The sequence below is a fragment of the Posidoniimonas corsicana genome (genome assembly GCF_007859765.1).
GTDB classification, from domain to species: Bacteria; Planctomycetota; Planctomycetia; order Pirellulales; family Lacipirellulaceae; genus Posidoniimonas; species Posidoniimonas corsicana.
Genome location: NZ_SIHJ01000002.1, coordinates 179,141 through 192,921, shown reverse-complemented (window position 1 = coordinate 192,921; position 13,781 = coordinate 179,141). Strand labels below are relative to the sequence as shown.

At 67.3% G+C, this 13,781-nt stretch carries 10 protein-coding genes; 4 read left to right on the top strand and 6 right to left on the bottom strand.

Annotation, left to right across the window (positions count from 1 at the left end; translation table 11 throughout):
* Nucleotides 1–179: 179 nt before the first annotated feature.
* The 3 genes from KOR34_RS16855 to KOR34_RS16845 form a co-directional block, all read right to left on the bottom strand.
* Nucleotides 180–2,993: a sulfatase-like hydrolase/transferase gene (locus KOR34_RS16855; protein ID WP_146566336.1), complete on the bottom strand. Its 2,814-nt coding sequence runs from the start codon at nucleotides 2,991–2,993 to the stop codon at nucleotides 180–182.
* Nucleotides 2,994–3,210: 217 nt separating this feature from the next.
* Nucleotides 3,211–4,455 carry an outer membrane protein assembly factor BamB family protein gene (locus KOR34_RS16850; protein WP_146566334.1) on the bottom strand — a complete coding sequence of 415 codons (1,245 nt, stop codon included), beginning with the start codon at nucleotides 4,453–4,455 and terminating at the stop codon, nucleotides 3,211–3,213.
* 72 nt (nucleotides 4,456–4,527) lie between these two features.
* Nucleotides 4,528–4,806: a hypothetical protein gene (locus KOR34_RS16845; protein ID WP_146566332.1), complete on the bottom strand. Its 279-nt coding sequence runs from the start codon at nucleotides 4,804–4,806 to the stop codon at nucleotides 4,528–4,530.
* A gap of 211 nt (nucleotides 4,807–5,017) precedes the next feature.
* Between KOR34_RS16845 and KOR34_RS16840 the strand changes: the two genes are divergently transcribed.
* The 3 genes from KOR34_RS16840 to KOR34_RS16830 all read left to right on the top strand — a co-directional run bounded on the left by KOR34_RS16840 (nucleotide 5,018) and on the right by KOR34_RS16830 (nucleotide 9,531).
* A complete protein-coding gene (locus KOR34_RS16840; protein WP_197531510.1) occupies nucleotides 5,018–7,303 on the top strand; it encodes a DUF1588 domain-containing protein in 2,286 nt (761 codons plus the stop codon).
* Nucleotides 7,304–7,334: 31 nt separating this feature from the next.
* Entirely contained in the window at nucleotides 7,335–8,657 is a 1,323-nt protein-coding gene (locus tag KOR34_RS16835) for a DUF1552 domain-containing protein (RefSeq protein WP_146566328.1), read from the top strand.
* 76 nt (nucleotides 8,658–8,733) lie between these two features.
* Nucleotides 8,734–9,531 (top strand): hypothetical protein, encoded by a 798-nt coding sequence (locus KOR34_RS16830; RefSeq protein ID WP_146566326.1) that lies wholly within the window; start codon nucleotides 8,734–8,736, stop codon nucleotides 9,529–9,531.
* 35 nt (nucleotides 9,532–9,566) lie between these two features.
* Here KOR34_RS16830 and KOR34_RS16825 read toward each other — a convergent pair whose 3' ends face one another.
* The 3 genes from KOR34_RS16825 to KOR34_RS16815 all read right to left on the bottom strand — a co-directional run bounded on the left by KOR34_RS16825 (nucleotide 9,567) and on the right by KOR34_RS16815 (nucleotide 12,683).
* A complete protein-coding gene (locus tag KOR34_RS16825) occupies nucleotides 9,567–10,250 on the bottom strand; it encodes a class I SAM-dependent methyltransferase (RefSeq protein WP_146566324.1) in 684 nt (227 codons plus the stop codon).
* Nucleotides 10,251–10,296: 46 nt separating this feature from the next.
* Nucleotides 10,297–11,715: a sodium:solute symporter family protein gene (locus KOR34_RS16820; RefSeq protein ID WP_146566322.1), complete on the bottom strand. Its 1,419-nt coding sequence runs from the start codon at nucleotides 11,713–11,715 to the stop codon at nucleotides 10,297–10,299.
* A gap of 65 nt (nucleotides 11,716–11,780) precedes the next feature.
* On the bottom strand, nucleotides 11,781–12,683 hold the full coding sequence (locus KOR34_RS16815; RefSeq protein WP_146566320.1) for a hypothetical protein: 903 nt from the start codon (nucleotides 12,681–12,683) through the stop codon (nucleotides 11,781–11,783).
* 269 nt (nucleotides 12,684–12,952) lie between these two features.
* Between KOR34_RS16815 and KOR34_RS16810 the strand changes: the two genes are divergently transcribed.
* On the top strand, nucleotides 12,953–13,699 hold the full coding sequence (locus KOR34_RS16810) for a carboxypeptidase regulatory-like domain-containing protein (RefSeq protein WP_146566318.1): 747 nt from the start codon (nucleotides 12,953–12,955) through the stop codon (nucleotides 13,697–13,699).
* Nucleotides 13,700–13,781 lie beyond the last annotated feature (82 nt).

Here is a 13,781-nt window from a genome sequence, read left to right as displayed (position 1 = left end):
AATTCCGCTGTCCGCGAGTGATCGCATGAGCGCTGGTGACACACAATCCGATAGACAGGAGACTAATTGACAGAGAGATCAGACGGTGCAGCCGTGGCATGAGATCGACTCTGCGGGGCGAACTGTTGCAAGGGGAGATCCGGAAGCCAACCACCTTAGTGGGATTTGTGGCTTTACTTTTATCGTACCAAAGCAGCCTTCCGCCGGCGAAGAAACCCGATGGAAACGAGCAGCAGCATTCCGGCCGACGGCTCGGGGACCGAAGCAAACTGACCGCCGCTGACTGCCTGGTAGTCGAGCCCGTACCAGGTCCGCCAGAATGCGAGGTCGTGCTCGTCGACGACGCCGTCGCGGACGCCGAAGCCGGAGCCGTCGTCGCCGTCGCCGGGGAGGCCGGGGGCCCCGACCGCGCCCAGGTTGTCGCGCCAGACGGTGTAGTCGGCGGCGTCGACAGCGCCGTCGCCGTTGAAGTCGCCCGGCAGGGCGTTGGTGTCGAGCAGGGCGAGCGTGTCGAAGACGCCACTGATGTGGACCAGCTCCAGTCCGCCGGCGTCGCCGGTGAGCTGCAGGCCGCCGTCGACGATCGTATCGGCGAAGGCGAGTTGGAAGACCTGGCCTGCCGCGGCGGTGAAGCCGTCGATGGCGACTACCTGCAGGGCGCCGCGGAGGTCCGCCGTGTTGGTGACCGAGAGCCTGTCGTGGGAGAGCTGCCCCCCGGCGGCGGAGATCTCGATCTCAAGCGTTGCGCCGGAGTCCAGCAGCAGCCCGCCGCTGACGACGGTGTCGCCGATCGACTCGCCAGGTGCGAGCACGCCACCCGAGACCGCGAGGTCTCCGTTGACGAGGTCGGCCGAGAGCACGCCGCCCGTCATCGCGAACGACGCGCCGGCCGTGTTGAGCCTGTCGGCCCGCACGCGACCGTTGCGGAGCTCGAGCGAGCCGGCGGGCGTGAGCGTGATGTCGCCAGCGGTGGTGAGCTCGGCGTTGGCGGCGTCGACGATGATGGCGCCCCCGTTGACGGTCACTCCGGTCCCAACATCGATCAGTCCTTCCAGCACAACGGTGCTGGCGCCGGTCTTGGTGATGCGGGTGGGCAAATCGTAGTCGGTCGTGGCGCCCGTGAGGCGGGGAAGCTGGGTGCCGTCGCCGGTGATCTCGAGGTCGTGCAGCAGGTAGGCGATCTGGTCGAAGACGAAGTCAAAGTTGTTGCCGCCCGTCGAGGTCGCGTCGATGCGGATCTTGGGGCCTTCGCCGCTGAGGTTGTTGACGAACACCATGCCGATGTCCAGGCTGCGGTTGATGGTCGCCTGGTGATCGCCGGCGCCCGCGAACTCGCCGGTGAAACGCACCTGATTGAGCATGAACTCGCGTCGGGTAGCGCGACGCATATTGTTCGTCGACGTGTAGTCGCCTGAGTCGTTGGTGGTGAACTCGAGGACCGCGTTGGCGTACGCGTCCTGCGGCATCAGGGTCGCGGCCTCGCCGCTCCCTCCGAAGCTCCACCCGCCCGCTGTGCTCCAGTCCGCAGCGGCGGGGTCGTTGCGGAAGACGAAGTGGTCCTCGGTGTTGAAGTCGAGGTCGCCGAGGTCGTCCCACTTCGGTCGTTCCAGCGTGGCCTCCCAGTGTGTGAGCTCGCGGTTCAGGTCGTCGACGACGTGCTGGTACATGCCGTTGTTGGCGTTGCCATTGAAGTAGGTCCGTTCCGAGGGGTCCCACACCATGTTGTTGAGTCGTGCGAACGGGTGGTCCGTTGGCCGCACGAGCTTCCAGTCGCCTTTCCTCACGGCAAATCGGCCGTCGGTGCCACGCCAGAACAGGACCTCGTGGGGGTTGGACTCGTCGACGCCGTTGAGGTGCGGGGTGAGGTCCACGCCGTCGACATCGAGCTGGCTCGGATCGCCCCCCCCCATCGCGTAGAACGTTGGGAGCAGGTCGCGGGTGGTGATGGGCTGGTCGTAAACCTGGGCCTCGGTCCCCGGCGCCTTCATCAAGAACGGCACGCGTATGCCGCCGTCGAACATCTGCCCCTTGGTGCCAAAGAAGGGGCTGTTGGTCTGCCCGATGTCGAATGCCGGCGCGCCGTTGTCGTTGAGGAATACAACGACCGTGTTATCCTCAACGCCGTTGGCTTCCAGGGCGTCCATGATCATCCCCACCGCGCGGTCGGCGGAGTAGTTGAGCGCTGCGATCTTCTTGCGGTCGGGGTCGTCGATAATCCCGTCGAAGTGGTCGAGGTCCGACTGCTTGACCTGGATCGGCGTGTGGGGGGCCGTGATCGCCGTGTAGAGGAAGAAGGGCTGCCCGGTCGAGGCGTTCCGGTTGATGAAATCGGCGCTCTCTTCGCCGAACGCGTCCGTCAGGTAACGCCCCCTAGACGGGTCGTACAGAGAAGAATCCCCCTCGGCGCCCCACAGGTGTTCGATGTCCTCGTCGCCGCGCCTCATCCGAGAGCGGTCCGAGGCGCCCGGCCAAGGCCAGTAGTCGCGTCCCCCTCCGAGCAGACCGTAGAACTCGTCGAAGCCCATGTCCTGAGGTCGGTTGAGGTCGTCCTGGTAGCCGAGGTGCCACTTGCCCACCACGCCGGTCGTGTAGCCAAGCGACTGAAGGTGGTGCCCCATCGTGAGCTGGCTGGCGGTTAGGCCCTGCGGGCTGCTGGTGTCGTTGCTGGGGTTGTTCTCCCATCCGAACCGGTTGGCGTACTGACCGGTCAGCATCGCCGCGCGGGAGGGGCTGCAGAGGGGCGCCGATACGTAGCCCTGTGAAAAGATGGCGCCGCCGGCGGCGAGCGCGTTGATGTTCGGCGTGTCAGAGATCCGGCTTTGGCCAAACAAGTCGTTGGCGAACCCGTACTCGTTGTAGCCCGCATCGTCCACCATGATCAGCACGATGTTGGGCTGCGCCGCGCTGGTTTGAGCCTCGGCAGGCCGGGCGTAGTTCAACAACGGGACGAACGCCGCGAGCAGCAAGGCGCGGCAGAGTCGCGAGGTAGTCATAGGGGGCAATCAGGGTAGCGTTGGTGTCGGCCGCAGGCGGTGGAGTGGAGGCGCACAGAGGGCGCGGCGTGCGACGTGGTAGGAGAAGCACCCCTTGATACTAAGTACGGAGACCCGCCGCCGCAAGCAACTTGCGCATGCAGCGGTCGTGCTGGTTCGCCGGTCCAGAGAATCGGCGTCCGAGAGGGCGCCGCAGGGCGGTTGCGGAACTCCGGAGTTACTCCCCAATCGCCGCCAGGTACTCCTGCCGCTGGGCGCCCTGGCCGTTGCCGTAGCGGTGGTACAGGCGGCCGCCCGAGGGGGTGGTGGTGGGGAAGCAGTCGGTCCCAAGCTGGTTTTCGGCGAGCTGCTGGTAGCCCTCGTGGGTCGCGCGGAAGACGAAGGTCGTGCCTTGCTCGCTGCTGACGTAGATGGCGTCGCCGACCAGCACCGGGGACGCGCTGTAGCCGCCGCCCAGCCGCTGGCGCCACATCTCCTCGCCGTCGATCGAACGCCAGCAGTAGGCTACCCCACGGTCCGAAACGCCGTACACGTACCCGTTAGCGAACAGCAGCGACTGCTCGTAGCACTTGACGCTGTTGTCCCACACCACCTGGTGCTCGCCGTCGGCTCGGATGGCGAGCGTGAAAGAGTCGGGGTAGCCGCCGCTCGCGAACGCGAGTTGGTTCTCGGCGTCCCACACCATGGTGCCGCAGGTGGCGACCGTGCTAGCGATCTGCGACCAGAGCTTCTCGCCGGTGGCCGGGTCGTAGGAAACAATCAGTCCGTCGCCGCTCAGCATCAGCTGCCGGCGGCCGGCGAGCTGTGCGTCGATCGGGGTTGAGAAGCTGATGCCAGGCCGGCGCGGCGCCTTCCAGATCTCGCCTCCGTCGGCCGGGTCGATGGCGTACACGCCCGCGTCGGGGCCGTCGTACTCGGCGCTGATGATCAGCTTGCCGTCAACCAGGCGGGGCGAGGACCCGAAGCCAAACTGGTACATCTGCGGGTCGAACCCGCAGACCTTACGCTGCCACAGCCGCTGGCCGGACAGGTCGAAGGCGGTGACCCTCGCGCCGGACTTCTGGTAGAACAGTGCGAACACGCGCTCGCCGTCGCTCGCCACGGTCGGGCTGGCGTGGGTGTTGTTGCCGTGGATGCGGGCGGGCAGGCCGTCGCGGTGCGCGACCTCCTGGCGGATCAGCCTGCCGGTCGCCTTGTCGACGATCAGCAGCGACTGCGTCTGCTCCTGTTCGTCGGCCGTGGTTAGGTAGATGCGGTCGCCGACGATGGTGGGCGAGCTGTGCCCCCTGCCGGGGATCGGCGTCAGCCAGGCCAGGCCCGCGTCCTCGGACCACTCGACCGGCGCTGTGGCGCCGGCCGCCGCGTGGTTGTCGCCGGTGGGGCCGCGCCACTGACGCCAGTCTTGGGCACAGGCGGAGCAGGCGGCGGTCAGCAGTAGAGCGGCGGCGATCAGGTTACGCATGGCGGCGGCCCGGTGGGGGAGTGGGGTACCCCAAGCGTTCTAGCCGTTCGCGACGCGGTTGAAAAGCGTGGTTTAGGCTAGCGCCAGACGGCCCTCGAACCCAACCGGGGCGAAGTTCTCCGTCTTGAGCGGGTCGGTCAGCTTCATCGCGGCGATGGTCTCGAACTCCAGCAGCACAAACCGGCCGCCCATCGCGTCAGGCGTTTGACGCTCGAGCAGCAGCAGGCTGCCCTTGATCATAAACCCCTTGAAGCTGACGGTGTCGTTCAGCTGATTGATGACAATCCCGCGGCGCGGCAGCGAATCGGGCCAGTTGGCGAACAACTCTTGATACGGGTTGGCGGTCGGCATCGGGGCGTCCAGGGTAGGGGCGGTGAATCTCGGCAAGCATAGGTCACAGAACCGGTCTCGGACGGGGCACCGCGGCAGGTCAAATTCTTGCAAAACTAGGGCGACACCGGTCGCCCGATCCGCCACAATAGGGGGAACCCTCCTGCCTGCGGCCCGACGGGCCGCCCCGATCCTGCCTATGCGTTTGCCAGCATCCAGTCCCGGCGGAGCCGTGATCGTACTCGCGGCGTTGCTCGTCACGCAGCTCGCGTGCGGCGTGGGGGCCACTCCTCCCGATGGCGCGGCGATCTACGCCGAGCGGTGCGCTGCCTGCCACGGCGACAAGGGGCAGGGAACGGACATTTACGAGATCCCCCTCGCCGGGGACCTGCCGGTGTCGCGGCTCTCGGAGGTGATCTCCGACACCATGCCCGAAGGCGAGCCGGAGCTCTGCACCGGCGCTGAGGCCGAGGCGGCCGCCCGCTACGTCTACGATACGTTCTACTCGCCGATCGCTCAGGCCCGGCTGCGACCGCCGCGGGTGGCGTTGTCGCGGCTCACGGCGCGGCAGCACCGGCAGACGCTGATCGATCTCGCGCAGTCGTTTTCATGGCGCGGAAAGGAGGACGGCAGCCGCGGTCTCACCGCTGAGTTCTTCGAGGGGCACCGACCCAATGGCGATCGTCGCAAGGCCGAGCGGGTTGACGCCCGGGTCGATTTTGCGCTGATCGATTCCGGCCTGTTCAGCAAGGAGTTCCTCTTCCCGCCCGAGGACAAGAGCCTCGACCCGATCCCCCGCGCCAGGAAGCACTCGGTTGTGATGCTGTGGCGCGGCGGTGTGCGGGCGCCGGAAACGGGGCCCTACGAGTTCATCGTCCAGACCAACGCGGGTTTCACGCTCCATCTGAACGACCGCGACGAGCCGCTCATCGACGGCCGCGTCAAGAGCGGCGACGCCGACGGTGGCCGCGCCCGCATCAACCTGGTCGAGGGGCGTGTCTACCACGTGCGGCTGGAGGTCACCCGGGTGTTTGAGGAGGACGTCTACGTCCGCCTGCGGTGGAAGACCCCTACCGGCGTGGAGCAGCTCATCCCGACACAGATGCTGACGCCGCATGACCAGCCCGAGCTGCTGATCCTCGACACAGCGCTGCCGGCCGACGACCAGAGCGAGGGGTTCGTGCGCGGCGCCAACGTGTCGGCGCAGTGGGAGGAGGCGACGACGCGCCTCGCCCTGGAAGCGGCCGACAAGCTGATCGAGGAGCTGCCCGGGCGGCTCAAGCTCTCTGGCGATCCGCAGCACGACCGGGCGTTGGTGCGGACCTTCTGCCTGGACTTCGCCGACCGCGCGTTCCGCCGGCCGCTCACCGACGAGCAGCGCCGCCGCTGCGTGGACGCTTACTTCGACACGGACGCCCGCTGGCGGCAGGCCGCCAAGCTGTCGCTGCTCACTACGCTGAAGTCGCCGTACTTTTTGTACCCAGAGCTCGGCGCCGCGGGGCCCGAGTCGGACTGGCGGGTGGCGTCACGGCTTGCGCTTTCGTTGTGGGACTCGACGCCCGATGAGACGCTCAGCTTGCTTGCCCGCAAAGGCGAGATCCACTCCCTGGCGCAGGCGCTGGAGCAGGCGCACTGGATGCTCGGGGACCCCCGCTCCGAGGCGAAGCTGGTGCAGTTCTTCCGCAACTGGCTGGAGATGAACCTGCCCGAGCCGATCCGCCGCGACCCGGACGTGTTCGCCGGCTTCGACGAGCATGTGGCGGACGACCTGCGCACCTCGCTCGAGCTTTTCGTGACCGACGTGCTGCGTAGCGAAGCCAGCGACTTCCGCCAGCTGTTCCTGTCGAACCAGATCTACCTCAACGACCGACTGGCGTCGTTCCTGGGCGCCGAGCCGCCCGGCGATGACGGGTTTCAGCAGGTTTCGTTCGAGCCCGAGCACCGGGCGGGCGTCGTGACCCACCCGTTTGTGGTCGCAAACCACTCGTACTTCCGCGAGACCTCGCCGATACACCGCGGGGTATTCCTGGCCCGGCACATCCTGGGGCGGGCGCTCCGCCCGCCGCCCGTGGCCGTGGCGCCGACCGCGCCCGACCTGCATCCGGGGATGACTACCCGCGAGCGGGTCGCGCTGCAGACCAGTCCCCCCGAGTGCCAGCACTGCCACGTGATGATCAACGACCTCGGCTTCAGCCTCGAGCAGTTCGACGCGGTAGGCCGGCTTCGAGAAGCGGAGCACGGCAAGCCGATCGACCCATCCGGCGGCTACGTTACGACTGAGGGCCACGAGCACGAGTTCCGCCACGCCCGCGAGCTGGCCCACTTCCTGGCCGACAGCCGCGACGTGCAGCGGGCGTTTGTCATTCAGCTGTTCGAGCACCTGTCGAAGCAGCCCGTGATGGCCTACGGCGCCGACACGCCCGACCAGCTCATGGAGATCTTCAAGTCCGGCGACTTTAGTATTCGGAGCCTGGCCGCCGAGATGGCCGCCATCATCGCGACGCACGACGCCAACTAAGCGGGCCCCCGACAACCAAAGGAACGCGGCTATGTACCCGACCTCACGGAGACGATTCCTCAGGACGCTGGGCGTCACGCCCGCCGCGCTGCCGTTCGTGCTCAACCTGCCCAGCCTGGCCGCCGACGCGCCGGGCGCGGGGCTGCGGAAGAAGCGGCTCGTGGTGGTGTTCAGCCCCAACGGGGTGATCCCGAGCACCTTCTGGCCCGACGCCAACGCGGAGTCCTTCACGCTGCCCGAGAGCCTCAAGCCGCTCGAGCCGTTCAAGGACCAGGTGCTCACGCTGCAGGGGGTCAACAACAGCGTCAAGGGCGACGGCGACGACCACATGCGGGGCATCGGCTGCCTGCTGACCGGCGCCGAGCTGATGCCGGGCAACGTGCAGGGCGGCGGGCACACGCCGGCCGGTTGGTCGAGCGGCCGCTCCGTCGACCAGGAGATCAAGAGCGTGTTGCAGTCCGATGCCGCCACGCGGACGCGGTTCGGCTCACTGGAGTTCGGCGTGCACGTGCCCGACCGCGCCGACACCTGGACCCGGATGGTCTACGCCGGCCCCAACAAGCCGATCGCGCCGATCAGCAACCCGTACCAGATGTTCGCCAAGCTCTACGGGAGCCGACGCGACAGCGAACTGGTGAAGAGCGTGCTGGACGACATCCAGGAGGACTTCAAGCGGGTCGAATCGATGGTCAGCGACGCCGACCGCCGGCTCTTATCGGAGCACGCCGAGCTGGTGCGGAGCATGGAGCGGACCCTGATGTCCGACAGCGCCGCCGGCCCGCAGCACGCCGCCCCCGAGCTGGAGCCCGATGTCAGCGAACAGAACGACGATGTCCCCAAGATCAGCCGCATGCAGATCGAGCTGCTGGTGAGCGGCATGCTGGCCGACTTCTCGCGGGTCGCCACCCTGCAGTACACCCACTCGGTCGGCGGGCTCCGCCTGCGGTGGATCGGCGTGGACGAAGGGCACCACGAGCTATCCCACGAGCCCGACAAGAACGCCGAGGCCGTCGACAAGCTGACCCGCATCAACGCCTGGTACTGCGGCGAGATCGCGCACCTGGCAAAGCGGTTATCCGAGACGCCTGAGCCGGGCGGCGACGGTTCGCTGCTCGAAAACACGGTGATCGTGTGGACCAACGAGCTGGGAAAGGGCAACAGCCACACCCACGTCGACACGCCGTTTGTGCTGATCGGCGGCGGCCTGGGGACCGCCGGCGGACGGACGCTGCACATGGGCGGGGTGCATCACAACCGCCTGCTGCTGTGGCTGGCGCAGCAGTTTGGCTCCCGGGTCGAGACCTTCGGCAACCCCGACTACTGCGGCGAAGGGCCGCTTACAGGTCTGGTTTAAGGACTGGCAAAGCGTTTTGCTCAACGTCGGCGTAATGCTTCACTAGAACGTCGCAGCCAACCGAAAGGACACGCCGTTGGCGACGCTCATCGTAGTCCTGCTGCTTGATCTGACCGTTGCATTGCTGTTCGGATCCGGTTGGCGTGGCGGCCAATTCCCGTTTGCATTGAATATCATCAGCGGCTTTGCGGTGGGGCAGATTTGCCTGGTCGGCGTGTGGCTCGCGTTCCGGCGCCGACACGGCGTGGTCTCTTGGCTCGCGCCGCCGGTGATCCTGCTGTGCGCTTCGTGGATCCGCCAGCAGATTGGATTCTTCTTCGAGTTCACGTTCTTGGACTACACCTGCCGCAACCTGCTCCAGGGGCTGTTCCCGCTGGTGGTGCTGTGGTTGCTGGCGAGGACCCCCGCGTGGCGTCAGGTCAGCCGTGAATCCGACCACGCGGGGTTAACACTCGGGTACTCGATCAAGCACCTGTTGTTCTGGATGACCGCGGTCGCTTTAATGGCCGGGCTCATTGGCCGCGCGACGCAACAGAACGGCAGCCCCTTGGCGGTGACCCAGTGGGTTGGCGTGGTGGCGCCTGGCGTGATCGCGATTCTCGTCGTGGCGATCCGACAGCTGCCGATCCCCGGAGCGTTGCGGTGCATTCTGCACACCGCCGTTGGCGTTGCGGTTGGCTACGCGGTAGCCGAGCTTGCCGGCAACTCTTTGCACCGGTCGTTGATGGTCGAGTTTGGCGTGCAGGCGGTGGTGCTGGCCTTAGGTATCGAGGTTGGTCGCGTGACGGCCGCGACCAACTCCATAGAGCCCGAACCCGCAGGGCAGGCAGCAGACTCGTCGCCCGTGTCCAGCCACGATTCACCGTTAGGGTAGGAGCACGTTGGCGCCCGCTCGGGCTCGTCTCCAAGTCAGGGGCTAGGCGGCCGCTCGAGCGACATCACCACGACCATCGGATAACCCACGTACTTTTCCGCCCGCGGGAACCTGGCTGCGAAGTCGGCGTCGGGCGCCGACTCGGTCAGGCCGCTGATCTGGAAGCCGCCGCCCAGGGCGGCCATCACGAACTCGCTGATGGAGTGCGGCAGGCTGCCGACCGGGACGACCTCGCCCGTATCGGGATCGGTGAACCGGGCCTGAGAGCCGCGGAGGAACATCGCCGGGTGCATCGCGGAGAGCACCGCCCGGCCGCCCGGCTTGAGCGTGGCGTACGCCGCGGAGAAGAGCCGCGGCAGGTCGCTGACGTGCTCGAGCACCAGGCCGCTCACCAGCAGGTCGAAGGCTTCGGCATAGGGTAGCGGTTCGTGCAGGTCGAGCTGGACGAACTCCACCCGCTCGGCGCCCGGCTTCACGCGGGCGGCGTCCAGCATGCCGCTGGAGAAGTCGACGGCCGTCACATTGGCCCCGGCGGCGGCCAGCCAGAGCGCGTGGCGGCCGGTGCCGCACCCAAGGTCCAAGACGCGGAGGCCTCTGGCGTCGCCAACCGAGGTGCGGACCAGCGGCTCCTCCAACGGCGGGAGTGGGTTGGCGTCGCTGTCATAGACGGCGGCCCAGCGGTCGTAACCGGATCGGACGTGGGCGAGTGAATCGGGCATTGGTCACACCTCGGTAGCTGAGTTTTCTTCTGGTAATCCCTGTTCGCTAACGGGACAGCCCGTGGGGCTGCTCGGTTCGGCTCCCGGCGATACTGCCAACCAGCATGCCCACGGTGGCCATGATCAGCCCCGCGAGCTGGGACGGGAACCGCCCCCCCAGCGGCGTCGAGAAGAAAAGCACCCAGACTCCAATCCCGAGCACGATGGACGCCACCGCTCCGCAGTTGTTTGCCCGCCGCCAGTAGAGGCCGGCGGCAAGCGGGACGAACGCGCCGACGAGCGGCACCTGGTAGCTGCTCGATACCAGCTCGTAGATAGTCGCCCCCTGCATGGCGAGAGCGTACGCCAGCACCCCCAACGAAAACACCAGCACGGTCGCACGCATCAGGCGGAGCTCAACTCGATCGGTCATGCCCGGCAGGGCGTGTTTCAGGATGTTCTGCACGAAAATGGTTGAAGGCGCCAAGATGGTGGCCGACGCGGTAGACATGATCGCCGACAGCAGCGCCCCGAAAAACATCACCTGAGCGAAGCGGGGCATCCGCTCCAGCACGAGCGAGGTTAGCACCGCTTCCGGGTCGCCCGCCGCGGCGCCGGACCCCAGCACGAGCGCACACGCCACGATGAACATCGGGACCAGCGAGAACGCCATGTACGCAACGCCGCCCACGACGGGCCCGATAGCGGCGGTCGACTCGTCTCGGGCCGACATCACCCGTTGGAACACGTCCTGCTGAGGGATCGAGCCAAGCATGATCGTCACGCCCGCTCCGATAAAGAACGAGATGTCGTGGAATGTCGGCGCCGGCAGGAACCTGAGCAGGCCCGCGTCCGCGGCGTGCACGACCACGGCGGCCGGGCCGCCGGCCATCCGACCGGCCGTCACCGCGATCAGCGCCAGGCCGACCACGATCACGGTCATCTGGACGGCGTCGGTAAGCGCCACCGACCACATCCCGCCGAAGACGGTGTACAACAGCACCACGCCCATGCCGATCAGTGCGCCCTGGGTTTCGGTGATCTGCCCCTCCGTCAGCAGCGAGAACACCAGCCCGAGCGCGGTGACCTGCGCCGCGACCCAGCCCAAGTAGGAGACGATGCTGGCGGTTGAGCAGACAACCTCGACGGTCTTCCCATACCGCTGACGGTAGAAGTCGCCCACCGTGAGCAGCGACATGCGGTACAGCCGGCGCGCGAAGAACAGGCCGACCAGCACCAGGCACAGCCCGGCGCCCCAGGGGTCCTCAACCGTGCCGCCCAGCCCGCTGGAGATGAACGTGGCGGGGATGCCGAGCACCGTTTCCGACCCAAACCAAGTCGCGAACGTGGTGGCCACCACCATGGGTAGCGGGAGCGAGCGGCCGGCGACCGTATAGTCCGTTGTGCTGTGAACCCGCCGCGCGGCGGCCAGCCCAATCGCCATCGAAACGGCGAGGTAGATCAACACGAACCAGAGCAGCGGCATACACGCACCCTAAACCGGACGCGCATGTTGTAGCTTACCGCCCCGCTAAGCCGCTAGCGGCCGTCTCAGTAGTGCACGTAGGTCTTCCCGTCGGCGCCGATGTACCAGTGGGCCTCGAATTTCAGGCGGTCGGGTTCCGCGGGCAGGCCGAAGCACAGGATCGGGTCGATGGTCACGTGCCAGCGGATCTGCCGGATGGCCTTCTCCAACTTCTCGGCTTCGTCCAGCTGGCCGGTGCGTCGCGCTACCTCGTAACGCTGCTCGAGCCTCCGCAGGCTCATCGGCTGCGGGAACGCCCGTGCGGTGAACTCGAGCAACGCGTCCTCCAGGCGGTCGGCGGCCCACGCCGCGGCGTCCGCCAAGCGACGACGCTGGCACCGGGCCCAGCTGCGGGCGCGGAACAGCCCGCCGTAGTTGCGCGCCAGCATGAACGCGTCGGCGCGGTCGCCCGCGGCCTCGTCGCGGAGTTCGCACGCCGGGTACAGGCGGAGGGTCGGCTCGCGCGTGAAGACCGGCTCCAGGTAGTAGAAGGTCGCCTCCGGGTGGGCGTCCAGCGCCTCCATGTGGCGGAGCATCACGCCCTGCGGCGGCGACTCCGGGATCTGCGTCGGGTTGACGGTCGCCTCGAACACCACCTCGCCCGCCGGCAGGAAGAACGAGGGCCTAGCCAGCGAGATCACCGCGTAGGTCTTGAAGCAGTGCGGGTTGGCCGCAACACAGGCCAGCCAGGTTGCGTCACGCGAGTCGCCGGGCTGTCGGTGGCAGGCGATCCAGTCGCCCAGCCGCCACAGCGTGCCGGGCCGCGCTACGGTGACGTTCTGGCGCCGACTGCCGAAGTCGGCAAACGGACGCGCCCGCGGGACCAGCCGAGGCGTCGGAGTGGTTGAGGCTGTCGCCGCAGGCATTGCGGCCGAGGGCCTTGGCGCGGCGGTTGGTTGAGGAGAGACCTGTTGCAGCGAGACGCTCATACCGTTTCCTCCAGTAGGGCCGGGGACACAAGGCCTCCCCGGTAGAGTGAGCATTGCAGGGATGGAACCGATCGCGGTGAAGGAACCGCTGCACGCGTAGGGGTCTATCGGTGACCCGGCAGCTGATTATTTCCGATCGCCGCACGCCGAAGCAAACCAGAAGGTCAAAACGCTGGCCGCAGCGCCCCCTGCGGCCGATTCGGTGAACTGTTAAACTAGGCGGGATGGTCAGATATCACTCCAGGCGGATGGCCGGCGGCGCGGCTGCGATGGCCTTGTTGCTCGTGTCGCCCTGCATCGCCCAGGCGTCGGGCTTCGGTGTGCTGCGGGGGCGGTTTGTGGTGGATGGCAAGCCGCCGGTCCCGTCGGCGCCCAAGGTCACCGCGGACGAGTTTTGCATCAACTGCAAGCCGCAGCAGCAGTCGGTTGTGGTGAGCGACGCCGGCGGCCTGGCCAATGCGGTCGTGTGGCTGCGTCCCCCACGGGGCGAGAAGATCCCGCTCCCGCCCGGCGACCCCGAGGCGCTCCGCAAGTCGGTCGAGCTGGCCAACAAGAATTGCGTGTTCACCCCGCACGTGACGCTGGTCCGCACGGGGCAGACCCTACGGATCACCAACCAGGACCCAACCGGGCACAACACCAAGTTCGACCTCGTCCGCAACGCCCCGTTCAACCAACTGATCCCGGCCGAGGGGAAGATCTCTAAACGGCTCGACGAGGCCGAGAGCAAGCCGCTGCCGGTGGCCTGCAACATCCACCCCTTCATGCGCGGGTACCTGCTGGTCCGCGACGACCCCTACATGGCCGTGTCGGACAAGGACGGGCGGTTCGAGATCCCGGTGATGCCCGCCGGCGAGCACGAGATCCAGTTCTGGCACGAGACCGGCTACTTGAAGAACGTGCCGCTGCCGACCGGCGCGACCGACCGGCGGGGCAGGGCGGAGCTGACGATCACCGCCGGCCAGACGCTCGACCTGGGCGACGTGTCCGTGCCGGCAGGGCTGCTGGTCGACTGACGCCAACGGGATAGAGTACCTTGGCGCCTGTACGTATCCTTCCCGGCTGCCCCCGCCACCCGTGACTCCCGCAACCCGATTC

Excerpts from the sequence above, each read along its gene's own strand:
- KOR34_RS16835 (WP_146566328.1), top strand. The coding sequence starts at position 7,335 with ATGTACCCGACCTCACGGAGACGATTCCTCAGGACGCTGGGCGTCACG.
- KOR34_RS16850 (WP_146566334.1), bottom strand. The coding sequence starts at position 4,455 with ATGCGTAACCTGATCGCCGCCGCTCTACTGCTGACCGCCGCCTGCTCC.
- KOR34_RS16825 (WP_146566324.1), bottom strand. The coding sequence starts at position 10,250 with ATGCCCGATTCACTCGCCCACGTCCGATCCGGTTACGACCGCTGGGCC.
- KOR34_RS16855 (WP_146566336.1), bottom strand. The coding sequence starts at position 2,993 with ATGACTACCTCGCGACTCTGCCGCGCCTTGCTGCTCGCGGCGTTCGTC.
- KOR34_RS16810 (WP_146566318.1), top strand. The coding sequence starts at position 12,953 with ATGGCCTTGTTGCTCGTGTCGCCCTGCATCGCCCAGGCGTCGGGCTTC.
- KOR34_RS16845 (WP_146566332.1), bottom strand. The coding sequence starts at position 4,806 with ATGCCGACCGCCAACCCGTATCAAGAGTTGTTCGCCAACTGGCCCGAT.
- KOR34_RS16815 (WP_146566320.1), bottom strand. The coding sequence starts at position 12,683 with ATGAGCGTCTCGCTGCAACAGGTCTCTCCTCAACCAACCGCCGCGCCA.
- KOR34_RS16820 (WP_146566322.1), bottom strand. The coding sequence starts at position 11,715 with ATGCCGCTGCTCTGGTTCGTGTTGATCTACCTCGCCGTTTCGATGGCG.